Origin of the sequence: Mesorhizobium sp. M4B.F.Ca.ET.017.02.2.1 (genome assembly GCF_003998955.1) — a bacterium.
GTDB lineage: Bacteria > Pseudomonadota > Alphaproteobacteria > Rhizobiales > Rhizobiaceae > Mesorhizobium > Mesorhizobium abyssinicae.
Window position 1 is genome coordinate 1 of the sequence record NZ_RZOF01000067.1, and the last position, 22,149, is coordinate 22,149.

Genomic DNA, 22,149 nt, shown 5'->3' on the forward strand with positions numbered 1-22,149 from the left:
GGAAGAGGTCGACGCCGTCGGCCTGCTCGGCGACGATGCGGCGGTAGGTGTCGAGCGTCTCCTGGTAGGAGATGGTCAGCGCTGGCGCGTAGCTGCCGAACAGAGGCGACAGGCAGCCGGCGACGGCTGCATCGCCGGCTTGCTCGCAAGCCTGCCTGGCAAGCTCGACGCCGCGCTTCTGCAACGGCTTGAACAGGTCTTCCGCGCCTTCGCGCGCCAGGCGCTCGGGCGTCGCGGAATAGGTGTTGAGGGTGATGACGCGGGCGCCCGCCTGGATGAACTCGACATGCAGGTCGCGCACCAGGTCCGGTTCGTCGATCAGCACCCTGGCCGACCACAAGGGCGTCGGCTCGGACTTGCTGCGCCGGACCAGTTCCTGGCCCATGCCGCCGTCGGTGAGGATCACTGATTTCATGCCCGCAATCTTTCGTTCTTCGGGTCCCAGAGGGGCTCGTCCTTCTGCACCACGGCCTTGAAGCGGTCGCCGAAGATCTCGACCTCGACCGACGCGCCGGGCTCGGCGAGATCGGCGCGCAGCATGCCGAGCGCGATCGACTTCTCGACCCGGTGGCCATAGCCGCCCGATGTCGTCTCGCCGACGACCCTGCCGTCATGCCAGAGCGTCGACATATAGGGCGCGTCGCATTCGCCGGGGTTCTCGACGACAAGGGTGACGAAGCGCTTCTTCACGCCCTGCTGCTTCTCGTTGAGCAGTGCCGCCTTGCCGCGGAAGTCTGGCTTGTCCCATTTGACGAAACGCTCCAGCCCGCCCTGCAGGATCGTATAGTCGGTCGAAAGGTCGCCCTTCCAGGCGCGGTAGCCCTTTTCCAGACGCAGGGAATCGAGCGCGTACATGCCGAAGGGCTTCAGCCCGTGTTTCTGGCCGGCGGCCCAGACAGCATCGAACACCGTCGCCGTGTCTGCGACCTTGGTGTGGATCTCCCAGCCGAGCTCGCCGGCGAAGGAGACGCGCACCAGCTTCGCCCAACGTCCGGCGATCGTCGTTTCCTGATGCGTCAGCCACGGAAGCGTCAGGTCGGCGGCGCAGACCTCGGCAAGGATTTTTCGCGACTTGGGGCCGGCGAGGATTTGCGTCGCATATTCCTCGGTGCGGTCAGTCAGGGTGAAGGCGGCGTCTTTCGGCATGCGCGATTTCAGCCATTCGAAGTCGTGCCACTGGGCGACCGCGGCGGTGATCAGCGTCATCTGCTCCTCGCCGTGGCGCACGACCGACATTTCAGTGACGATGCGTCCCTTGTCGTCGGAGAAATAGACGAGGCCGATGCGGCCGGGCTTCGGCACCAGGCCGGTGACCTGCAGCGCCAGCCAGTCGGCGGCGGCCGGGCCCTCGAGATTGAAGCGGGAGAAGCCGGGCAGGTCGAGGATGCCGGCGGCGTCGCGCACCGCCAGGCATTCCTCGCGCACACGGTGCTGCCAGGGTCCGTCGCGGCGGAAGGTCAGCGTCGATTCCTCCGATGTGTCGTCACCCTGATGCGCGTACCAGGTGGCGCGCTCCCAGCCATTATAGGCGTCGAACTGGCCGCCGAGCGCCTTTATGCGATCGTGCAGCGGCGAGAGCTTGCGGTTGCGCCCCTCCGGCCAGGCATGGCGCGGGAACTGGATGGCGTATTCGTTGCCGTAGATCTCCATGCCCTTGGCGACGCAATAGTCGGGCGCCGCGGCAAAGGACGTGAAGCGGCGCGGATCGCAGGACCACATGTCCCATTCGGTCTGGCCCTCGGTGATCCATTCGGCCAGCACCTTGCCGGCGCCGCCGCCCTGGGCGATGCCGAAGGTGAAGACGCAGGCCTCGAAGGCGTTCGGCACGCCGGGCATCGGACCGATCAGCGGGTTGCCGTCCGGCGCGTAGGGGATCGGCCCGTTGATGACCTTGGACAGGCCGGCGGTGCCGAGGATCGGCACGCGGGCGACGGCGTCGGCGAGATAGTGCTCCAGCCGGTCGAGATCGTCGGGGAAGAGCTGGAAGGAAAAATCCTCGGGCATCGGGTCGTTGTGGGTCGCCCAATGCGCGCGGCAATTGCGCTCGTAGGGGCCGAGATTCATGCCGCTCTTTTCCTGGCGCAGATAGTAGGAGGTGTCGACGTCGCGCAGCAGCGGCAGTTTCTTGCCCTGTTCCCTGGTCCAGGCGGCAAGCTCGGGGATTTCCTCGAACAATATGTATTGATGGCTCATCACCATCATCGGCACCTCGCGGCCGAACATTTTTCCAACCTCGGCGGCGCGGTAGCCGGCGGCGTTGACGACGATCTCGCAGCGGATCTCGCCCTGCGGCGTGACAACCACCCATTCGCCGTTCTCGCGGCGCACGCCGGTGACCGGGCAGAAGCGGATGATCCTGGCGCCCATGTCGCGCGCGCCCTTGGCCAGCGCCTGGGTCAGCTGCGCCGGATCGATGTCGCCGTCGCTCGGGTCGTAGAGCGCGCCTTTCAGCTCATGCGTCTCGATGAACGGATAGCGGCGCTTGATCTCGTCGAGCCCGACGACGTCGATATCCATGCCCTGGTAGCGGCCCATCCCCTTGGCGCGCTGGAATTCCTGCATGCGTTCCTTCGTATGGGCAAGACGCAGCGAGCCGGTGACGTGATAGTTCATCGGATAGTCGACCGCGTCGGCGAGGCCGCGATAGAGCTCGGTCGAATAGCGCTGCATGTTCATCAGCGACCATGAGGACGAGAAGGTCGGGACGTTGCCGGCGGCGTGCCAGGTCGAGCCGGAGGTCAGCTCGTTCTTTTCCAGAAGCACGCAATCGGTCCAGCCCGCCTTGCAGAGGTGGTAGAGCGAGGAGGCGCCGACGACACCGCCTCCTATGATCACCACGCGTGCCGTGCTCGGCAAACCCGCCATGTTCTTCCCCTTCAATCAATAGACAGGTGGCGAAACCACCCAGATGACCACCGCCGGTTCGGCGCCCGGATTGCGCCAGCGGAACGGCTTGCCCTCGAAGCGAAAGCTGTCGCCTTCGCCGAGCCGGTGCCAGACGCCGGCAATCTCGATCTCGAAAACACCCGACACGACATAGCCGGCTTCTTCCGTCGGGCGGCGCGCCTCGGTCTTCAGTTCCGCTCCCGGCGCGAAGACCGACCGCAACATCTCGAAGCTACCGCCGAGATCGGGCGACAGAAGCTCCTCCACGAGGCCGGATTCGCTTGTGCCAAGCGAGCGCCTGCTGCCGGCGCGCACGACCACGCGGCGCTCCTTCTCGGTAGGCACGTCGTGGCCGAAGAACAGGCTGAGCGGCACGCCGAACAGTTCGGCGAAGGCCCTAAGGTCGCCGAGCGAAGGGACCGACAGGCCGCGCTCAACCTGGCTGACCCAGCCGACCGAACGGCCGAGTTTCAGGCCGATCTCGGCCAGCGTCAGCCCGCGCGCCTTGCGCAGCGCACGGATGTCGCCGGCCAGCAGCCGCTCGCCATTGTCCTGTTCCGATCTGAGGGTGGTCGGGGTCATCGGCCTCCCGGTGAAAAAATTCAGATTAATTTCATGAGAGGCCAGCCGCATGAAAAAATCAAGAGTATTTTCATACTCCCACAAGATTTGCTTGCGCGTTTTTTGCGGTTCATGCAAAGGCTCGGCCACGAACGGCGGGTGGGGACGTCCGGTCGTGGACCAGGTTTCAAGCAGTCTGCGCGTGGTCCTTCGCGGGAACCGGTTTCGGTTTCCGGCCACGCGCAAAGGGACGACCCATGCTGGAGAACAACAGCCGGATTGCCAAGGACGCGGCGATCGTCGACGAGGCGATCACGTCGCGCCGCTCGGTGCGCGCCTTCCTGCCCGCCATGGTCGACGACGAGACGATCCGCGAGGTCCTTTCCGTTGCCTCGCGCGCGCCTTCCGGCACGAATATGCAGCCGTGGCGGGTCTATGTGACCAAGGGCGAGGTCAAGCAGCGCATCTCCGATGCCATCCTCAATTCCGGCATTCGCGCCGAGAAGGCGGAGTGGGACGAATATCGCTACTACCCCGACCAGTTCTTCGAACCCTATCTCACTCGTCGCCGCGCCAACGGCTTCGGCCTCTACGGCGCGCTCGGCATTGGCCGGCGCGAGGTCGACAGGATGCGTGCCCAGCACGACCGCAACTTCGTCTTCTTCGATGCGCCCGTCGGCATGATCTTCACCGTCGACCGGCGGCTGAACAAGGGCTCGTGGATCGACTACGGCATGTTCCTGCAGAACATCATGGTGGCGGCGCGGGGCAGGGGCCTGCACACCTGCCCGCAGGCGGCCTTCGCGCCTTATCACCGGCAGATCCGTCCGGTTCTCAACATCCCCGACGAGGAGATCGTCGTCTGCGGCATGGCGCTGGGCTACGAGGACACGTCGAAGCCGGAGAACGAATTCCGCACCGACCGCGCGCCGCTCGAGGAATGGGTGACGTTCAGCGAGTAAGGCTCGCGACCGCCACGCCTGCAGCCTACTCGGTGTTCATATGCGCGCCATGGCCGCTGACATGGGCGCCGTCCTGCGGCGTCAGCCGCAGATAGGCGAACAAGGCGCAGAGCGTGATCAGGCCTTCGATGACGAACAGGATGCGGAAATCGTTGACGCTGGCCTGGCCGCCGCCGGCGAGCAGCGACAGAAGTGCCGCCGCCAGGCCGACGCTGACCGCCACGGCAAGCTGCCAGAGGATGTAGTAGAGCGCGCTGAAGCGGCCGAGTTGCTCGGGCGCGATGTCCGAGTAGGACAGGTTGCCGGTCGAGGCCCATTGCACCGAGCGGAAGACGCCGAAGACGAAGATATAGGCGAGCACGATCCAGGCGGGCAGGCTTGCCTGCATCAAGGCGAAGCCAGCGACCAGGCAGGCGACGATCGGCGTGTTGGCGACCAGCACGCGGCGGAAGCCGAAGCGGTTGAGGATGCGCGGCATCATGAAGCGCGTCAGCAGCGAGCCGATCGCGGCAACGAAGGTCAGCGATCCCGCCTGCACCGCGCTCATGCCGAAGCCGAGCTGGAACATCAGCGGCAACAGGAAGACGACCGAGCTCAGCCCGATCGTATCGAGGCCGCCGCCGGTCAGGAAGCTGACGCGGAAGGTGCGGATTCGCAGCAGCTTGAGGTCGAGCAGCGGATTGCGGACGCGCAGGCAATAGAAGGACGCGACGGTCAGGATGGCGACGGCCGCACCCAACTCGGCGGCGATGATGCTGGCGGCGGCGTCCCTGGCGGCGAGCGAATCCATGCCGAAGACGAGCAGCGCCATGCCGCTGCCGACCAGCAGGAAGCCCGGAAAGTCGAACGGCGTGCGGACCGGCTTGGTCGCGGAGGGGAACAGCGAGGCGGCGAGCAGCGCGGCAATGAGCGCAATCGGGATGTTGATGTAGAAGATCCAGCGCCACGAGACGTAGGTGGTGAGCGCGCCGCCGACGAGCGGGCCGACCAATGGTCCGGACTGGCCGGCCAGCGAAATGTACATGTTGATCTTCAGCGTGCGGTCGCGCGGAAAGCTCGACAGGATCACCACCTGGCCGAGCGTGCCCATCAGCGCGCCGCCAAAACCTTGCAGGGCGCGCGAGGCGACCAGCATCCAGATGTTCTCCGAGAGGCCGCAAAGCGCGGAGGCGCTGGCGAAGACCAGCAGGGCAAAGCAATAGACGTTGCGCAGGCCGAAGCGGTCGGCGGCCCAGCCGCCGAGCGGCATCGAGATGATGAGGCTGGCGACATAGACGGTGATCAGCAGGCCAAGCTGGCTCGGCGGACGGGCCAGGCTTTCACCGATGCCGGGAAGCGCAGTCACCACTACATTCTGATCGAGACTGGTCATGAAGACGCCGCAGGCGACCGTCGCCGGCAAAAGCATCGACGCTTCGCCCGCCGGGGCAAAGCGGGTTGTGGCTGTCGCCGAAGTCTCTGCGGTCATTGGAGGATATGGTCGAACGGGTTGCCTGGACGGGCACCTGCCCCGACAGGAGCCCGTGATTTCCCATCTATCGTCCCGGCTGGCCTAAGGCTCAAGCAGCAGTTGCAGCCGTCCGTAGTGCCAGCTGCGTGTTTTTCCAGAATTGTCCTCTTGTCTTACGCAATTCCGGACGGAAAACCGCTGCACACTTTTCCTGGAATTGCTCTACTGCACCTCGTAGCCGACTTCCTCGCTGGCGTGGCACAGCGCCTTCCAGAACGAGCGGGCGAAGGAGCGGAAGACGTAGATGTCGAACTGGTCGCCGCCGCTGCGCTGGATCTGCGCGAAGACGTCGTGATGCGTTGTCGAGCGGCCGGCGCCGACCGGGAAGGCCGTCAGGGCGAAATCGATGGCGAAGAACTTCGCCAGCACCCATTCGGCCTTCGGGCCGGCGATGCGGATCGCGGTGCGGCCGTGCGACAGATCGGTGACGGTGCCTACGTCCGGCGTGACGACGCCGAAGAACGCGGCCGCAAGGCCCTCGGCTTCGTCGACGACGGTGAACTTGCCCGGGGCGAAGCCGAACGCCGCTCTTACGCCGTTGGCGACGCCGCCGCCTGCGCCGTCCGGAAGGGCAAGGCCCGCAACCTTATATATGGCCGACATCAGCCGCTTCTCCTCGCCCGGCCAGGCGGCGAGCTGCAGGATCGACCCCGGCCGCGTCTCCGACAGGATGACGTCGACGCCTTGTTCGAAATTGCCGTGCGAGCCCGGATGGTACTCCGGCTCGAGCGGAGACAAGCGCACGGGTAATTGGCGTTCAACCATGCATGCGGCTCCCGTCCGGGTCGTAGAAGTGGTTGGAGACGATCTCGATCGGACCGAACCGGTTGCGCAATGGGTCGGAGACGAAGGCGCGCGTGCCGTGGCGGGCCTTGCCGCCCTTGACCAGCGCCAGCGCGATATGCTTGCCGAGCGCCGGCGAGTAGCAGCAGGCGGTGATGTGGCCGATCGAATTGTGCGGATTGGCTTCGTCCAGTTCCTCGACGATATGGGCGCCGCCGTTGAGCGGGCGGTTGTCGAGCGAGACCAGGCCGACCAGTTGCAGCCGGTCAGGCGCGATCAATCCTTCGCGGTCCATCATTGCCGAGCCGATGAAGGGCTTCTTCTTCGACAGCATCCAGTCGAGATGCAGGTCGCGCGCCGTGGTGCGGCCGTCGATCTCGGCGCCGGTGACATGGCCCTTCTCGATGCGCATCGTGCCCAGCGCCTCGAGCCCGTAGGTGACCAGGCCGAACGGCTTGCCGGCCGCGATCAGCGCCTCCCAGACATGGGTGCCGTAGCCGGCGCCGGAATAGACCTCGAAGGCCATCTCGCCGGAGAAGGAGAGACGGCAGATCATCACCGGCACGCCTGATATCTGGCCGTAGACGATGCCCATGAAGGGCAGGGTGGCGTTGTCGACGGCGCTGCCGGTTACGCAGGCCGCAAGGATGGCTCTCGCCTTCGGCCCGCCGATGGCGGCGCCAGCCCATTCGTCGGTCACAGAGGTGACGGTGACCTTCAGCTCCGGCCAGATGACGTCGAGGAAATATTCCAGATGCTGCATCACCTTGCCGGCATTGGCGGTGGTGGTGGTCATCAGGAAGTCCTGTTCGCCAAGCCGCCAGGTGGTGCCGTCATCGAAGGCAAGCCCGTCCTCGCGCAGCATCAGGCCGTAGCGCGCCTTGCCGACGGCAAGCGTGGAAAACATGTTGGTGTAGACGCGGTCGAGGAGCTCCGCCGCGTCCGGCCCCTGCACCGCGATCTTGCCCAGCGTCGAGACGTCGACGATGCCGGCGCTGTCGCGGGTGGCCTTGGCCTCACGGACATAGGCCTGCTCGACCGTCTCGCCGGCGAGCCCGTAGATCATCGGCCGGTACCAGAGTCCGGCCGAATACATCCTCGCGCCATTGGCGATGTGCCAGTCATGCATCGGCGTCAGCCGCTCGGGCTTGACGTCGCCAAAACGCTCGGCCGCCAGCGAGCCGATCGACACCGCCGTATAGGGCGGGCGGAAGCGCGTCGTGCCGACCTCGGGGATCGGCTTGCCGAGCGCCTCGGCCATGATGGCGAGGCCCGGCACGTTGGAGCTCTTGCCCTGGTCGGTCGCCATGCCGAGCGTGGTGTAGCGCTTCAGATGCTCGACCGAGACAAAGCCCTCGCGATGCGCCAGCCGCACATCTTCCGCCGTCACGTCGTGCTGGAAATCGACGAAGCTCTTGCCCTTTGCCTTGATCTCGAACACCGGCGCTGGATCGGGCTCGCCGGGCGCTGCTTCGACGTCCGGCAACGCCGCCGGCGTGCCAGGGCCGCCGGCGGCGGCGAGACCCGCGGCGCGGCCTTCGGCAATGGCCTCGGCGGTCGAGAAACTGCCGGTGAAGGCGCCGGCGCCGACCCAGCGCTGCGTCGGCTTGGGCGGCAGGAAAGCTTGGCGGGAAGCGTCCCACTCGGCCCTGGCGCCGGCCTGGCTGGCGAGGTGGATGGTCGGCGACCAGCCGCCCGAGATCAGCAGGCAGTCGGCGTGGATGCTGCGCGCATCGCCGGTGAGCGCGCCGCTCGGCATGTCGAAGCGCTGCACCTTGAGGCCGTTGAGCGCCTTGCCGCCTTCCGTCGCGATCACGGCATGGCCGGACAGGATTTCCGCCTCGGCTTCGGTGGCCAGCCTGCGCATCTCATCCGACAGCTCGGCGCGAACGTCGATGATGGCGACGATCGCGGCCCCTGCCTGCTTCAGTGCCAGGGCGGAACGGTAGGCGCTGTCATTGTTGGTGAAGAGGGCAATCCGCTCGCCTGGCAGCACGCCATATTCATTGGCGTAACGCTCCGCCGCATGCGCCAGCATGACGCCCGGCCGGTCATTGCCGGGAAAGACCAGCGGCCGTTCGAAGGAACCGGTGGCGAGCACCACGGTCCTGGCGCGGATCGCCCAGTAGCGGTGGCGCGGCTCGCCCCTGGCGGGGCTCTCCTTGTGGTCGGTGACACGCTCCAGCGCGGCAAGCGTGTTGCCGTCATAGTAGCCCCAGACCGTGGTGCGCGGCAAAAGCCGCACATTGTCGTTGCCTTCGAGCTGGCCGGCTGCGCGCGCCGCCCAGTCGGCCGCCGGCATGCCGTCGATCGTCTCGCCGGACCAGTTGGCCGAGCCGCCGAAGCGCGGCTCCAGCTCGGTGAGGATGACCCGCGCGCCCTGGTCGGCGGCAGCCTTGGCGGCCATCAGCCCAGCAGGACCTGAGCCGACCACCAGCACGTCGCAGAAGGCGTTCATGCGCTCGTAACGCGACGTGTCGGCGGCGGTGCCGGCCCTGCCGAGGCCGGCGGCGCGGCGGATGAAATGCTCGCAGAACATCCAGAAACGCGTGCCCTTGAGTGGGCCGATCACGGGCCCCATGAAGGTCTTGTAGTAGAAGCCTGCCGACAGGAGCTTGCCGCCGAGCTGATTGACCGCGCTGACGTCCCAGGCGAGCGAGGGGAAGCGGTTCTGGCTGACGGCGGTGAGCCCGTCATAGATCTCGACCATGGTGGCCGGGATGTTCGGCTCGCGGACCTCGCCGCGCAGCACCGTAACCAATGCGTTCGGCTCCTCGACGCCGGCGGTGAGCACACCGCGCGGGCGGTGGTATTTGAACGAGCGGCCGAACAGCGTGACGCCATTGGCGAGCAGCGCCGAGGCCAGCGTGTCGCCGGCATGGCCTGTGTACGAAGCACCGTCGAAGCTGAAGCGGATGGTGCGCAGGCGGTCGACGCGACCGCCGGTCTCAGTGCGGCGCGGGCTCACGACTTCGCCTCCGTCTTGTGCCGCGCGGCGGATTTGTGGCCGCCATGCGCGAAGGCGGTGCTGGAGATGTCATGCGTCAGCGTGTTGCGCACGACCCTGACATGGGCGCGGCAGCCGCCCGAATGCTGCCAGATCTCATTGTGGTCGCCGGCGGGGTTCAGCCGGTCGTAGACATAGGCGTTCCAGGCGTCGATGTCCTGCGAGGCAGGTTGCGGGCGCTCGCGGTTGCCGTCGCCCTGATAGGTGAATTCGATGACGTCGCGCGGGCCGCAATAGGGACAGGTGATGAGCATTTATCTAAACCCTAATGCAGCCGAGGCGTCGCGCCCTGGCCTTTGTCGTCGATGACGAGGCCGCGATAGAAGCGGTCGAGCGTGAAGGGCGCGTTGAGCTCGTGCGGCTCGTCCTTGGCGATGGTCCAAGCAAAGCACAGGCCGGAGGCAGGCGTCGCCTTGAAGCCGCCGTAGCACCAGCCGCAATTGAGATACATGCCGGGCAGCGGGCCGGTGGTGATGATCGGCGAGCCGTCCATCGTCATGTCGCAGAGGCCGCCCCAGGAGCGCAGCATGCGCACGCGCGCCAGGCCCGGGAACAGCGCCAGCATCTCGCTCATCACCTCGTCGACGATGGGCAGGCTGCCGCGCTGGGCATAGCTGTTGTAGCCGTCGAGGTCGCCGCCATAGACCAGGCCGCCCTTGTCGGACTGCGAGATGTAGAAGTGGCCCATGCCGAAGGTCAGGATGGTGTCGATGATCGGCTTCAGCGATTCCGACACGAAGGCCTGCAGCACGTGGCTCTCGATCGGCATCTTGTCGATGCCGGCCAGTTGCATGACGCGGCCGGTGCTGCCGGCGACGGCGAGCGCAACCTTCCTGGCGCGGATTTCGCCGCGCGTCGTCGACACGCCGGTGATGCGGTCGCCGTCGCGCAGGAAGCCGGTGACCTCGCAATTCTCGATGATGTCGACGCCGCGGCGGTCGGCGCCGCGCGCATAGCCCCAAGCGACGGCGTCGTGGCGGGCGCTGCCGGCGCGCCGCTGCATCAGTCCGCCGATGACCGGAAAACGCGCCGAGCCGGAGACGTCGAGCACAGGCACCAGCCGCTTGATCTGGTCGACCGTCATCAGTTCGGCATCGACGCCGAGATGGCGCATGGCGTTGCCGCGCCTGGCATAGTCATCGAACTGGGCCGGCGTATGCGCGAGGTTGAGACAGCCGCGCTGCGAGAACATGACATTGTAGTTCAGATCGTGCGACAGGTTCTCCCACAGCTTCATCGAATGCTCGTAGAAGCGCGTGTTGGACGGCAAAAGGTAGTTCGAGCGCACCGCGGTGGTGTTGCGGCCGACATTGCCGGAGCCGAGCCAGCCCTTTTCCAGCACCGCGACGTTGGTGATGCCGTGCTCCTTGGCAAGGTAGTAGGCGGTCGACAGGCCGTGCCCGCCGCCGCCGATGACGATCACGTCATAGGATGCCTTCGGGTCCGGCTTGCGCCAGGCCGGCTTCCAGTCCTGGTTTCCGCTGAGCGCGTTCTTGAGGAGCGAAAAGGCCGAATATTCCGCCATGTTTCATGTCGTCCGGTTTGTGCGATGCGGCAGACTATAGAGCAGGCGGCGGGCGCAAAGCCAAGATTGCGCCATCGCTTTTCGACTGGCCGACTCCGGTCCGTTCGGCGGCTATGGACGGGGACGGCTTGCCGCAGGGTATGGCGGTCTTTATCAAGAACGGAGTTTTTCCAAGTCTTTCGGCAGCGAGTCGCCAACAACGTCATGCTCTTCCGGTTGCTTCGCCTAATCCTGGTCTTCATGCTCGTCGTGTCGGCGCAGCCGTCGTTCGACGCGATGGCGCAGGCGATCGGCCAGGGTTCCGCCCAGCTGATCGCCGACCAGCAGAAGGTCGTCCAGGACCTGACGGCCAAGACCGATGGTCTCGAAAAGAAGGTCACCGACGATGCCGAGGACGACGCCGCGCTCGTCGACATCCGCCTGCAGCTCGAGGATATGTCGCGGGCGGCGCTGAACAGCGCGCTGGCCTTCCGGTCGCGCCTCACCGACATCAACAATCGCATCGAGGTGCTGGGGCCGCCGCCGGCGCAGGGACAGCCGCCGGAGCCCGCGATCGTCACCAACGAGCGCGGTGCGCTTGCCGCCGAAAAGGCGGAGATTAACGCCGTCATCGCCGGCGCGCAGAACCTGTCGATCCGCATCAACGGGCTGATCGACAGGATCGGCATCATGCGCAGCGAGCTTTTCCGCAACGTTCTGACCAAACGCTACGAGCTGACCGACGCACTCAGCCCGCAGGCCTTTTCCGATGCTCACGATCAGTTCACCGGCCTCTACAAGGCGGTGGTGTCCTGGCTGAGCTTCGCCTTCAAATTCAAGCTCCAGGCCGTGCTCGCGGCGGCCCTGATGGCGCTGGGGCTGGCGGCGGTGCTGCTGGTCGGCGGCCGGCGACTGTTCGGGCGGATCTTCGAACCCGACCCGTCCATCGAGGAGCCGTCCTATCTCAGCCGGCTTTCCGTGGCGTTCTGGTCGACGCTGCTGCCGTCCGCGGCGCTCACAGTGTTCCTCGCCTCGACTGTGTTTTTCTTCAATTATTACAATGTGCTGCGCGGCGACATCGGCGTCTTCCTCAATGCGCTGCTGGCCGTCATCGCGGTGGTGTTCTGCGTCAACCGGCTGACCAATGCCGCACTCGAGCCGCGCCTGCCGAACTGGCGCCTGATCCCGGTTGCAACCGGCCCGGCGCGCTGGCTGGTGCGGCTGACGACGGCGATGGCTGTGGTCATCGGCTTCAACAATTTCCTGGCCGTCGTCAACGACAAGATGGGCTCGCCGCTGTCGCTGACCATTGCCAGAAGCTTCGTCGCCACCATCATCGTAGGCGTCATCCTGATCCTGATGGCATTGCTGAAGCCATTCCGGGCGAGGGATGGGACATGGCGCCCGTGGCCAGCCTGGCTTCGCGTCACCGCCGTGGCGCTCGGCCTGTTCACCATCGCCGCGGCGCTGCTCGGCTATATCGGCCTTGCGCTCTTCGTCTCCCTGCAGGTGGTGGTCACCGGCACTGTCCTCGTCACCGCCTATATCGGCTTCCTGTCGGCGCGGGCGATCGGCGAGGAGGGCGGCTTCGCCGACACATCGATCGGGCGCTGGCTGACCACCAATTCCAGCTATGACGAGACCGCGCTCGACCAGCTCGGCCTGGTCGTCAGCATCGCCATCAACCTGATGATCGTGCTGGTGTTCCTGCCGCTGATCCTTTTGATGTGGGGGTTCCAGCCCGGCGACATCCAGGCCTGGGCCTATAAGCTGGCGACGGGCGTCACCATCGGCTCGGTGACGATTTCGTTCACCGGCATCCTCAGCGGCATCGTCGTCTTCGTCATCGGCTATTTCCTGACGCGCTGGTTCCAGGGCTGGCTCGACGGTTCAGTGATGGCGCGCGGCAGGGTCGATCCCGGCGTGCGCAACTCGATACGGCTGGCGGTCGGCTATGCCGGCGTCGCCATTGCCGGCCTCGTCGGCGTCTCGGCGGCCGGCATCGACCTGTCGAACCTGGCCCTCGTTGCCGGCGCCCTGTCGCTCGGTATCGGTTTCGGCCTGCAGAATGTCGTGTCGAACTTCGTCTCCGGCCTGATCCTGCTCGCCGAGCGGCCGTTCAAGGTCGGTGACTGGATCGTCGCCGGCGACACCACAGGCACGGTCCGGAAGATCAGCGTGCGCGCCACCGAGATCGAGACGTTCCAGCGGCAGTCGGTGATCCTGCCCAATTCGAACCTGATCAACAATGCGGTCGGCAACTGGACGCATCGCAACAAGCTCGGCCGTGTCGATATCAAGGTCGGGGTCGCCTATGGCAGCGATGTCAAGCGGGTGCATGCCCTTTTGCTCGACATCGCGCGCAGCCATCCGCTGGTGCTGAAAAACCCCGAGCCGTTCGTGCTGTTCGCCAATTTCGGCGCCGCCGCACTCGAATTCGAGATCCGCGTCTTCCTCGCCGACATCCTCAACGGCAACATCGTCCAGAACGACATCCGTTTCGCCATCTTCGATGAGTTCAACAGCGAGCACATCGAGATCCCGTCGACGCCGCGCGCCGTGGTCGAGACGAAGAAGCCCGAGGCATGGCCGCTCGACGACGACAAGATGGAGGTCGACTTCGCCGACAAGGAGCAAGCGGAGGCCGAAGCCGCGGTAGAGAAGGCGCGCCTGGCGAAGTCCAGGCGCAAGGGCAGCAAGCCCGACCCGGATTGAGGTGGGCTGATATTCAGGTGAGGCCGGCCTGCAAACGGCGGCTGCCTGCGCTTCCGGTGCTCACGTACTTTAAACGCTTCGCTCCGGTTCTCGGAACCCAGCGTTTTCGACACGGCCTGACCTGAATCTCAGTACACCTTGGAGACGCCGCAGCGTGCTCGCTAACCAATTGCGGCATGAATGCGGCATTCAGTTGCGGTTCAGCTTCGATCTCATATAAGCTCGCATGCAAAGGGCGAGAATGCCTTGCGAAATGCAACAAGAGGCGGTGTGGAAACACCGGTATTGCAAAATGTGGAAGTCTGTCGTCGCCGCCATCGCTTTCCTGGCCGTGAGCGGGTCGGCTTTTGCCGCCAGCGCGGTCAACAAGGACGCCGAGACCAGGACGCTGATCGTGACCGAGGGCGGCGGCAAGACGGAGCTGGCGCTGGCCGCCGGCGAAACCGTGGAATTCTGCCCGAACGGCTGTTTCGTCACCTTGCCGAATGGTGACCTCGAAGCCTTGACCGGCTCGGAGACGGTCGAGATCTCGGGCGGCGTCGGCCGCATCAAGTAGTCGTCCGCACCAAGTAACCAAGGTAACATCTCTTGCGAAGGCCGGGCACATTGCCCGGCCTTTTATTGTTTCCGGTAGCAGTCGTTTAACAATGACGGGGGAAATACCACCGTACACACCGGATGCAACCGGGCGTTTTAACGTTCGCTACGCCGTTCCCCGCTATACCGGTCGCGAAGACGCCCAAACGCGGCGCGAAGGATCAGGCAGGCAGGGAATCATGGACGCGCGGTCGGATAGGAACGCAATTCCGCTTGCGGTCGATCTCGACGGCACGCTGATTGCAACCGATCTTCTGTGGGAAGGCCTGTTCATCCTTCTCAAGAAGAACCCGCTCTATGTCTTCATGGTGCCGTTCTGGCTGGCAGGCGGCCCGGCGCGCTTGAAGCAGGAGATCGCCGCCCGCATCGATATCGATCCGGCTTCGCTGCCCTATCGTGAGGTGCTGCTCGAGCGGCTTCGCACCGATCACCACGAGGGCCGCCTGATCGTGCTGGCGACCGGCACGCCGCGCAAGTTCGCGGAGGCGATCGCTTCGCATCTCGGCATTTTCGATCGCGTGCTGGCGACCGATGGCCCGCACAACATGACCTCGGGCAGGAAACGCGACTCGCTGGTCGCCGCTTATGGCGACGGCGGCTTCGACTATGCCGGCAACAGCCGGCACGACCTCAAGGTCTTCGACGCCGCGCATAGCGCGATCATCGTGGCGCCCGACCGTCATGCGGCGCGCTGGCAGGCCGCGCATGGCGGCGAAACGGTTGCGGCGCCGAAGCCGACCTTGAAGACATTCGTCAAGATGCTGCGCGTGCATCAATGGCTGAAGAACGCGCTGATCGCGGTACCGATGGTGCTGTCGCACGAGTACTTCAACATCGACATGATCTGGGAATGCGTGCTGGCGTTCATTTCCTTCAGCGCGGTGGCCTCGGCCATCTATATCCTCAACGACTTCTTCGACCTCGCGCTCGACCGCAAGCATCCGACCAAGCGCTATCGCCCCTTCGCAAGCGGCGCGCTGTCGATCCCTTTCGGCTTCGGCGCGATGGTGGCCTTGATCGCCATCGGCATTGCCGCCGGACTGGCGCTGCCGATCGAATTCCTCGGCGTGCTGGGCGGCTACATGGTCGTCACCACGGCCTATTCGCTGTCGTTCAAGCGCATGCTGCTGGTCGACGTGCTGACGCTCGCCGGCCTCTACACGATCCGGGTGCTGGCGGGCGCGGCGGCGACCGGCGTCGACGTCTCGTTCTGGCTGCTCGCCTTCTCGATCTTCTTCTTCCTGTCGTTGGCGCTGGTGAAGCGCTTCGTCGAATTGCGCACCACCGCCATCCCGGCCGGCGAGCGCATTGCCGGCCGCGGCTACCGCACCGAGGACCAGGAGATCGTCGCCCAGGCGGGCATGGCCTCGGCCTTCTCCTCGGCGCTGGTGCTGGCGCTCTACATGGACAGCGTCTCGGTGCGCGAACTCTATCCGCATCCGTGGCTGGTCTGGCCACTGGCGCCGATCGTGCTCTATCTCACCATGCGCGTCTGGATCCTCGCCCGCCGCGACGAGATGCATGACGATCCGGTCGTCTTCATCATCCGCGACTGGCGCAGCCAGATCGTCGTCGCCATCGGCGCGGCGTTCCTGGTTGCCGGAGGCTGGTGAGCATGGCCGCTTACAGTTTCCAAAGTTTCGGCCGCGCCACGCCGGCGGCGCGCCATGCGATCCCTGCGGAAGACGCCATCGCGCTGCTGAAGAGCGGCGCGGCGAAGGACGGTTCCTTGCTCGGCTATGGCAATGGCCGTTCCTATGGCGACACCTGCCAGAACCAGGCCGGCTCGGTGGTCGACATGCGGCCGCTCAACCGCGTCCGCGCGTTCAACGCCGAGACGGGTGTGCTGGAGGCGGATGCCGGCGTTCTGTTGTGCGACATCATCGCCCACGCCGCACCCCACGGCTTTTTCCCGGCGGTGGTTCCCGGCACGCAGTTCGTGACGCTCGGCGGGGCAATCGCCAACGACGTCCACGGCAAGAACCATCACCGGCGCGGCACCTTCGGCTGCCATGTCGAATCGCTGACGCTGCTGCGCTCGGACGGCAAGACCTATCGCTGCTCGGCGACCAGCAATGCCCGGCTGTTTCGGGCAACCATCGGCGGCATGGGGCTGACCGGGCTGATCCTGTCGGCGTCGATCCGGCTCATGCGGGTGCCTTCGCTCGACATCGTCGAGAAGGCGACGCCCTTTGGCGATCTCGGCGAATTCTTCGAGCTGACCGAAGCGGCCGACCAGGCCAATGAGTACGCCGTCGCCTGGATCGACCAGCTCGCCGGAGGGCGAGGGCGCGGCCTGCTGTTCACCGGCAACCATGCCGAGCATGGTTTGCATGCGGCGTCCCGTGCCGGCGCGCGCCTTTCGGTGCCGCTGCAGCCGCCATTCAATGTGCTCAACCGGCCGTTCCTGACTGCTTTCAATGCTGCCTATCGATGGAAGAAGGGGCGATCGGCGGCGCCGCGCCAGGTCGGCTACCAGGGCTTTTTCTTTCCGCTCGACGGTGTTGGCGACTGGAACCGGCTCTATGGACCGAAGGGCCTTTTCCAGCACCAGAGCGTGGTGCCGGAGGGGCCGGCGCGGCATGCCGTGCCGGCGCTGCTGGAAGCGGCAAGGCGCGCCGGGCAGGGGTCCTTTCTCACCGTGCTGAAGCGTTTTGGCAAGGTCCACTCGCCGGCGCTGCTGTCGTTCCCGAGGCCAGGCTTCACGCTGACGCTCGACTTCCCCAACCGGGGCGAAAAGACGCTCAGGCTGCTTGCCGAACTCGACCGCATTACGATCGAGGCGGGCGGCGCGGTCAACCCATACAAGGACGCGCGCATGGGCGCCGAGACCTTCGCGGCATCCTTCCCGGACTGGCCGCGGCTGGAAGCTGTGCGCGATCCCGCCTTCATGTCCGACTTCTGGGCGCGCACGGCAAAGAAACTGGATGAACGGCAGGGAGCTGCGCAAGCAGCGGAATAGGTAGAATTCGAATAAATCTTGGTAAAAGAAGCGTTAAAGCCAGGGTTTACTCAAACAGTCACGTGACTTCACGAAATGTTTGCAGGTTTGTGATAGGACCGCTGCGGGCGGGGTGGCAACAATGAAATACATCGTCTTCATTCTCTTCACGGTCATGACCAATGCGGCGGCCCAGCTGATGCTGAAGCAAGGCATGATGTCGCTCGGGCCAATTTCGTTCGAGGGCACCAATCCGCTGCTAAAGCTGCTGCAGATCGTCTTCAGCCCGTGGGTGTTCCTCGGGCTCTGCACCTTCGTCATCTCGATGGCTTCGCATCTCTATGTGCTGTCCAAAGTCGAGCTCAGCTTCGCCTATCCATTTCTTAGCCTCGCCTATGTCGCGGTCGCCGTCTTCGCCTATTTCGTTTTCCGCGAGGACCTCAATGGCTGGCGCGTCGCTGGCATCGCCTGCATCTGCGTCGGCACGGTGCTGATCGCCCAAAGTGGGCGAGGGCACGAGGACCGGACCGCTTCCATCACCCAAGACAAGATCGGCACAAGCGAGATCGTTCGATGAGACATGTGATTTTCGGCGGCGACGGTTTCGTCGGCCGCCACCTTGCCCCCAAGCTTGTTGCCGACGGCGAAGAGGTCGTTGTCGCCGACATCGTCAAGAGCGATCTGCCGCATTATCGCTCGGCTCGTTTCGTCACATGTGACGTCACCGATCCGGCCTCTGTCGCGACCGTCGGGCTCAGGGGAGAGGACATGGTCTACAACCTGTCGGCGAAGATGCTGTCGCCGATCCAGGTGCGCGCCAAGCGGCACGACTTCTTCTTCCCGGTGAATTTCCACGGCACCGAGAACATCATGAAGGCGATGGACAAGGCCGGCGCCTCGAAGCTCGTCCACTACACGACCGACATGATCTACGGGCACACGGTGACGATGCCGATGACCGAGGAGCATCCGGTCGCGCCGCTCGGCGAGTACGGCCTGTCGAAGTTGAGGACCGAGGAGCTGGCTGCCGAATGGCGCAAGCGCGGCATGTCAATCTCGCTGTTCAGGCCGCGCCTGATCATCGGTCCCGGCCGCCTCGGCATTTTGGAGAAACTGTTCAAGCTGATCGACTGGAATTTGCCCGTGCCTATGATCGGCTCGGGCAAGAATCCCTACCAGTTCATCTCTGTTTTCGACTGCGCGGAAGCTGCCCGCGCGGCCTGGAAGGCCGGCGTGCCGAACGAGGCCTATAATCTCGGCTCCCTCAACCCGCCGCCGGTGAAGAAGCTGCTTGGCGACCTGATCCGGCATGCCGGTTCGAAATCGGTCCTGATCCCGACACCGGGCTGGGCGGTCAAGCGCACGCTCGACCTGCTCGACCTCATGAACATGCCGATCATGGATCCGGAGCAGTATCTGATCGCCGACGAGGAGTGCGTGCTCGACGTGTCCAAGGCCGAGCGCCAGCTCGGCTGGGTGCCGCAATATCGCGACGAGGACATGCTGATCGCCGCCTACAGCGAGTACCGCGCCAAGAAGGACGGCCACGCCGTCGCCACCAAACACGTTCCTGCCGAATAAAGGCGACGAAGGGGAGATTTTCAGATGACCGTCATGGCCAAGCCGGAACACACGAGCACGCGCACGCTGGTCGAGGCGCCGGCGCTGTCGCCCGCCACCATCGCCAAGCCCGAGCTGATGAGCGTCGAGCAGGCCAAGGCGATGGACGTCGCCCGCATCACCGACCTGTTCAAGGCCCATCTCAATCCGGGCCAGCTGCATTTCATGAAGCTGCTCGGCTTCCACAAGGTCAAGATCGAGCGCGCCGAGGGCATGTTCTACATCGACCAGAACGGCCGCAAGATCCTCGACTTCTTCGGCGGCTTCGGCTCGCTGGCCTTCGGCCACAACCACCCGCGCATCCTCGAAGCACGCAAGAAATTCCAGGAGGAGAAGCGGCAGGAAATCGCCATCGCTTTCATGTCGCAATATGCAGCGGCGCTTGCGCACAACATCGCCAAGTGCTCGCCCGGCGACCTCGACATGGTGTTCCTCGGCTCGTCCGGTTCGGAAGCCATGGAAGCGGCTGTGAAGCTTGCCGAGCGCGCCGCCGGCCCGAAGCGGCCGAAGGTCGTCTATGCGGAGAATTCATTCCACGGCAAGACCAAGGGCGTGCTGGCGATCACCGACGGTTCGCTCTACCGCGCCGACTTCAAGGTGGCGGACAATGTCGTGCGGGTGCCCTTCGCCGACATCGATGCGGTCGAGCGCCTGTTCAGGAGCGATCCCGAGATCGGCGTCATCGTGCTCGAAACCATCCAGGGCGGCGGCGGCATCATCCAGGCGCCTGCCGAATACTGGCAGAAGCTGCGCGCGCTTTGCGACCAGTACGGCGTGCTGTGGGTCGCCGACGAGGTGCAGTGCGGCTATGGCCGTTCCGGCCGCTTCTACGCTTTCGAGCACTACGGTGTCGTGCCGGATGTGACGGCGCTGGCGAAATCGCTCGGCGCCGGCAAGGCGGCGGTCGGCGCCATGATCGCCAGGCGCGACGTATACATGAAGGCCTATGGCACGCCGAAGACGGCGATGATCCATGCCATGGCGACTTTCGGCGGCATGGGCGAAGCCTGCGTCACCGCGATCGAGGGGCTCAACGTGCTCTACGACGAAGGCCTGATCGACAATGCGGCCGCGACGGGCGACTACCTTCTGCAGCGGCTGCAGGCGCTCAAGGAGAAGTATCCGAAGATCATCAAGGACGTGCGCGGCAGGGGTTTTATGATCGGGCTCGAGTTCCACGATTTCTCGCAGACCTTGCCGATGGTGCTGAGGCCAATCGTCAGCGTGCTCGACGACAAGCTGAAGGGCTCGCTGTCCGGCTTCGTCGGCTCGCTGTTGTTGCGCGACTACGACGTGCTCGTGGCCTTCACCGAATACAATCGCAACGTCATCCGGCTGGAGCCGCCGCTGATCTGCCAGCGCGAGCATGTCGACCGCTTCGTCGATGCCTTCGACAACCTTCTGTCGCGCGGCATCGTGGCGATCGTGAAGGATTTCGTCAAAAGCCAGGTCGGCAAGTAGAGGGCGCTGAGCAGAACGATGCTGACCAGGCCGCCGACTGTCCCGACCAATCCGCTCGACCGGTTCGCCGGGGCTGGTCTCGCCTGGGGCGAGGGGACCTATGCGCGGCTGGCGGCACCCATCGGCGCGGCGGCTTTCTCGCTCTACATCCTTTTGACGGCGGCAACGGCCTGGATCATGCCCGACGCCAACTGGGATATGCTGCCCTATCTGGCGGTCGCCGAGGAAGGCACCTATCCCGATCCGCAGGTCCTGCACGACTATGCCTACAGCACGGTTAAGGCGGGCGTCTCGGCCGCCGACTACAAGACGCTGACCGACGATGGCGGCGGCTACCGCAGCCATATGGCGGAAAATGCCGCCGACTTCCATTCGCTGCTCGGCATGTACCGGATCAAGTTCCTCTATGCCGAGATCCTGTCCGGCCTCAGCCATGTCGTGTCGCCGGTCGAGGCTATGCGGCTGGTCTCCGTGGTCTCGGTGCTGCTGTTCGGCGGCATCACGCTCATCTGGCTGCGTTCGGAAGGCGCGCTGGCCTTGGCTCCGATAGTCGGCGCGGTGCTGATCATGGCCGATTTCGGCGACGCGGCGCGCGCGTCGACGCCGGACCTGATGTGCTCCGCACTGTTCCTCGGCGGCCTGTTCGCCTATGTGCGCAAACGCGAGGCGGCGACCGCGATCCTGCTGTTCCTCGCCTTCATGGCGCGGCCGGACAACATCGTCTTCCTGGCCATCTTCGCAATGCTGCTCATCATCTTCCGGCAAAGGGCCTGGGGCGCGCTGGCGGGCTTTGCCGCCTCCTTCATTGCCTATTTCGCCATTTCGCACTGGGCCCAGCACCCTGGCTGGTGGCCGCATCTGTGGTTCTCCACGATCGAGCAGCACTACAATATGGACGGCTTCGAGCCGCCATTCTCGCTCGCGGCCTACCTCAAGGCCTTCGCCGCCTCGCTGCTGCGTGCGATCAACGCCAACAGTTGGGTGGGCGTCTCGGTGCTAGCGCTGGCCGGATGGTACGCGCTTGGCCGCGCCGGTTTCCGCCTCGATCGTCGCGCCGGTATCCTGCTTGCGGCGCTGGTGCTCGGCGTTCTGGCCAAGTTCACGGTGTTCCCGATCCACGACACACGCATCTATTTCCCCAACCTGCTGCCGCCCTTCCTGCTGCTTGCTTGCCCGCTGATGGCGCTATGGGCCTCGGCCGGCCAGCGTCGCGTCGCGCCGCACGTCGTTGGCGGAGACAAGCCCGGAGACCCGCAATGAGTTCCGCTTCCAACCTGGCGCGCATCGCGCTCTCGTTCGGCCTTCCGGCCGGGCTGCTCGATCGCGGGCCGGCGCTGCGCGGCACGAAATTCCTCGCCCGGGCGGCGCTGAAGGCACGCTTCGGCGGCAGGCCGTTCCAGATGGTCAATGTCGGCGCCTGCGACGGCGCGCTGTTCGACGACGTGACGCCCTGGCTGCACCGCATTGCGCGGGCGCGGGCGATGCTGGTCGAACCGATCCCCTACAATCAGAAGCGCCTGCGCGCCAACTATCCCGATACCGGGCGCTTCATCATCGAGCCTGTGGCGGTGACGCGGACCAGGGGGACGATCACCGTTCATA

General features: G+C 65.1%; 17 protein-coding genes and 1 pseudogene. 10 read left to right on the forward strand and 8 right to left on the reverse strand.

The window, feature by feature from the left end; all coding sequences use genetic code 11:
* From EN738_RS11220 to EN738_RS11230, 3 genes are all read right to left on the reverse strand, one after another.
* On the reverse strand, positions 1–415 hold a 415-nt coding region (locus EN738_RS11220; RefSeq protein WP_145966840.1), incomplete at its 3' end, for a homocysteine S-methyltransferase family protein.
* On the reverse strand, positions 412–2,865 hold the full coding sequence (locus tag EN738_RS11225; RefSeq protein ID WP_127283733.1) for an FAD-dependent oxidoreductase: 2,454 nt from the start codon (positions 2,863–2,865) through the stop codon (positions 412–414). The genes EN738_RS11220 and EN738_RS11225, both read right to left, overlap by 4 nt.
* Before the next feature lie 15 nt (positions 2,866–2,880).
* A complete protein-coding gene (locus EN738_RS11230) occupies positions 2,881–3,468 on the reverse strand; it encodes an XRE family transcriptional regulator (protein WP_127283734.1) in 588 nt (195 codons plus the stop codon).
* A 236-nt stretch (positions 3,469–3,704) separates the two neighbouring features.
* On the opposite strand from EN738_RS11230, the gene EN738_RS11235 reads away from it, so the two are divergent.
* Positions 3,705–4,409 carry a nitroreductase gene (locus EN738_RS11235; RefSeq protein ID WP_127283735.1) on the forward strand — a complete coding sequence of 235 codons (705 nt, stop codon included), beginning with the start codon at positions 3,705–3,707 and terminating at the stop codon, positions 4,407–4,409.
* A 25-nt stretch (positions 4,410–4,434) separates the two neighbouring features.
* Here EN738_RS11235 and EN738_RS11240 read toward each other — a convergent pair whose 3' ends face one another.
* The 5 genes from EN738_RS11240 to EN738_RS11260 all read right to left on the reverse strand — a co-directional run bounded on the left by EN738_RS11240 (position 4,435) and on the right by EN738_RS11260 (position 11,234).
* Complete coding sequence (locus tag EN738_RS11240; RefSeq protein WP_245494475.1) at positions 4,435–5,817, reverse strand: MFS transporter; 1,383 nt, start codon at positions 5,815–5,817, stop codon at positions 4,435–4,437.
* 264 nt (positions 5,818–6,081) lie between these two features.
* Positions 6,082–6,684, reverse strand: coding sequence for a sarcosine oxidase subunit gamma (locus EN738_RS11245; protein WP_127283737.1), 603 nt, complete (start codon positions 6,682–6,684; stop codon positions 6,082–6,084).
* Positions 6,677–9,670 carry a sarcosine oxidase subunit alpha gene (locus EN738_RS11250; RefSeq protein ID WP_127283738.1) on the reverse strand — a complete coding sequence of 998 codons (2,994 nt, stop codon included), beginning with the start codon at positions 9,668–9,670 and terminating at the stop codon, positions 6,677–6,679. Before EN738_RS11250 ends, EN738_RS11245 begins: the two co-directional genes overlap by 8 nt.
* On the reverse strand, positions 9,667–9,963 hold the full coding sequence (locus EN738_RS11255) for a sarcosine oxidase subunit delta (RefSeq protein ID WP_127283739.1): 297 nt from the start codon (positions 9,961–9,963) through the stop codon (positions 9,667–9,669). Before EN738_RS11255 ends, EN738_RS11250 begins: the two co-directional genes overlap by 4 nt.
* Positions 9,964–9,974: 11 nt before the next feature.
* On the reverse strand, positions 9,975–11,234 hold the full coding sequence (locus EN738_RS11260) for a sarcosine oxidase subunit beta (RefSeq protein ID WP_127283740.1): 1,260 nt from the start codon (positions 11,232–11,234) through the stop codon (positions 9,975–9,977).
* A 204-nt stretch (positions 11,235–11,438) separates the two neighbouring features.
* Between EN738_RS11260 and EN738_RS11265 the strand changes: the two genes are divergently transcribed.
* The 9 genes and pseudogenes from EN738_RS11265 to EN738_RS11305 form a co-directional block, all read left to right on the forward strand.
* Positions 11,439–13,928 carry a mechanosensitive ion channel family protein gene (locus EN738_RS11265; RefSeq protein ID WP_127283741.1) on the forward strand — a complete coding sequence of 830 codons (2,490 nt, stop codon included), beginning with the start codon at positions 11,439–11,441 and terminating at the stop codon, positions 13,926–13,928.
* Positions 13,929–14,220: 292 nt separating this feature from the next.
* The gene (locus tag EN738_RS11270; protein WP_187331283.1) at positions 14,221–14,484 is read left to right on the forward strand and encodes a hypothetical protein; all 264 of its coding nucleotides are present in this window, start codon (positions 14,221–14,223) and stop codon (positions 14,482–14,484) included.
* A 220-nt stretch (positions 14,485–14,704) separates the two neighbouring features.
* Positions 14,705–16,138 carry a UbiA family prenyltransferase gene (locus tag EN738_RS11275; protein ID WP_127283743.1) on the forward strand — a complete coding sequence of 478 codons (1,434 nt, stop codon included), beginning with the start codon at positions 14,705–14,707 and terminating at the stop codon, positions 16,136–16,138.
* Positions 16,139–16,140: 2 nt separating this feature from the next.
* Positions 16,141–17,487 carry an FAD-binding oxidoreductase gene (locus EN738_RS11280; RefSeq protein WP_127283744.1) on the forward strand — a complete coding sequence of 449 codons (1,347 nt, stop codon included), beginning with the start codon at positions 16,141–16,143 and terminating at the stop codon, positions 17,485–17,487.
* A 121-nt stretch (positions 17,488–17,608) separates the two neighbouring features.
* A complete protein-coding gene (locus EN738_RS11285; protein ID WP_127283745.1) occupies positions 17,609–18,043 on the forward strand; it encodes an EamA family transporter in 435 nt (144 codons plus the stop codon).
* Positions 18,040–19,047 (forward strand): NAD(P)-dependent oxidoreductase, encoded by a 1,008-nt coding sequence (locus EN738_RS11290; RefSeq protein ID WP_127283746.1) that lies wholly within the window; start codon positions 18,040–18,042, stop codon positions 19,045–19,047. Before EN738_RS11285 ends, EN738_RS11290 begins: the two co-directional genes overlap by 4 nt.
* A gap of 33 nt (positions 19,048–19,080) precedes the next feature.
* Positions 19,081–20,547 carry an aspartate aminotransferase family protein gene (locus EN738_RS11295; protein ID WP_189340632.1) on the forward strand — a complete coding sequence of 489 codons (1,467 nt, stop codon included), beginning with the start codon at positions 19,081–19,083 and terminating at the stop codon, positions 20,545–20,547.
* A gap of 18 nt (positions 20,548–20,565) precedes the next feature.
* Positions 20,566–21,807 (forward strand): DUF2029 domain-containing protein, encoded by a 1,242-nt coding sequence (locus tag EN738_RS11300; protein WP_127283748.1) that lies wholly within the window; start codon positions 20,566–20,568, stop codon positions 21,805–21,807.
* Positions 21,804–22,149, forward strand: a pseudogene (locus tag EN738_RS11305) (FkbM family methyltransferase); the annotation flags it as partial. The gene EN738_RS11300 and the pseudogene EN738_RS11305, both read left to right, overlap by 4 nt.

Excerpts from the sequence above, each read along its gene's own strand:
- EN738_RS11255 (WP_127283739.1), bottom strand. The coding sequence starts at position 9,963 with ATGCTCATCACCTGTCCCTATTGCGGCCCGCGCGACGTCATCGAATTC.
- EN738_RS11245 (WP_127283737.1), bottom strand. The coding sequence starts at position 6,684 with ATGGTTGAACGCCAATTACCCGTGCGCTTGTCTCCGCTCGAGCCGGAG.
- EN738_RS11260 (WP_127283740.1), bottom strand. The coding sequence starts at position 11,234 with ATGGCGGAATATTCGGCCTTTTCGCTCCTCAAGAACGCGCTCAGCGGA.
- EN738_RS11300 (WP_127283748.1), top strand. The coding sequence starts at position 20,566 with ATGCTGACCAGGCCGCCGACTGTCCCGACCAATCCGCTCGACCGGTTC.
- EN738_RS11225 (WP_127283733.1), bottom strand. The coding sequence starts at position 2,865 with ATGGCGGGTTTGCCGAGCACGGCACGCGTGGTGATCATAGGAGGCGGT.
- EN738_RS11275 (WP_127283743.1), top strand. The coding sequence starts at position 14,705 with ATGGACGCGCGGTCGGATAGGAACGCAATTCCGCTTGCGGTCGATCTC.
- EN738_RS11295 (WP_189340632.1), top strand. The coding sequence starts at position 19,081 with ATGGCCAAGCCGGAACACACGAGCACGCGCACGCTGGTCGAGGCGCCG.
- EN738_RS11240 (WP_245494475.1), bottom strand. The coding sequence starts at position 5,817 with ATGCTTTTGCCGGCGACGGTCGCCTGCGGCGTCTTCATGACCAGTCTC.
- EN738_RS11265 (WP_127283741.1), top strand. The coding sequence starts at position 11,439 with ATGCTCTTCCGGTTGCTTCGCCTAATCCTGGTCTTCATGCTCGTCGTG.
- EN738_RS11230 (WP_127283734.1), bottom strand. The coding sequence starts at position 3,468 with ATGACCCCGACCACCCTCAGATCGGAACAGGACAATGGCGAGCGGCTG.
- EN738_RS11285 (WP_127283745.1), top strand. The coding sequence starts at position 17,609 with ATGAAATACATCGTCTTCATTCTCTTCACGGTCATGACCAATGCGGCG.
- EN738_RS11235 (WP_127283735.1), top strand. The coding sequence starts at position 3,705 with ATGCTGGAGAACAACAGCCGGATTGCCAAGGACGCGGCGATCGTCGAC.
- EN738_RS11290 (WP_127283746.1), top strand. The coding sequence starts at position 18,040 with ATGAGACATGTGATTTTCGGCGGCGACGGTTTCGTCGGCCGCCACCTT.
- EN738_RS11280 (WP_127283744.1), top strand. The coding sequence starts at position 16,141 with ATGGCCGCTTACAGTTTCCAAAGTTTCGGCCGCGCCACGCCGGCGGCG.
- EN738_RS11270 (WP_187331283.1), top strand. The coding sequence starts at position 14,221 with ATGTGGAAGTCTGTCGTCGCCGCCATCGCTTTCCTGGCCGTGAGCGGG.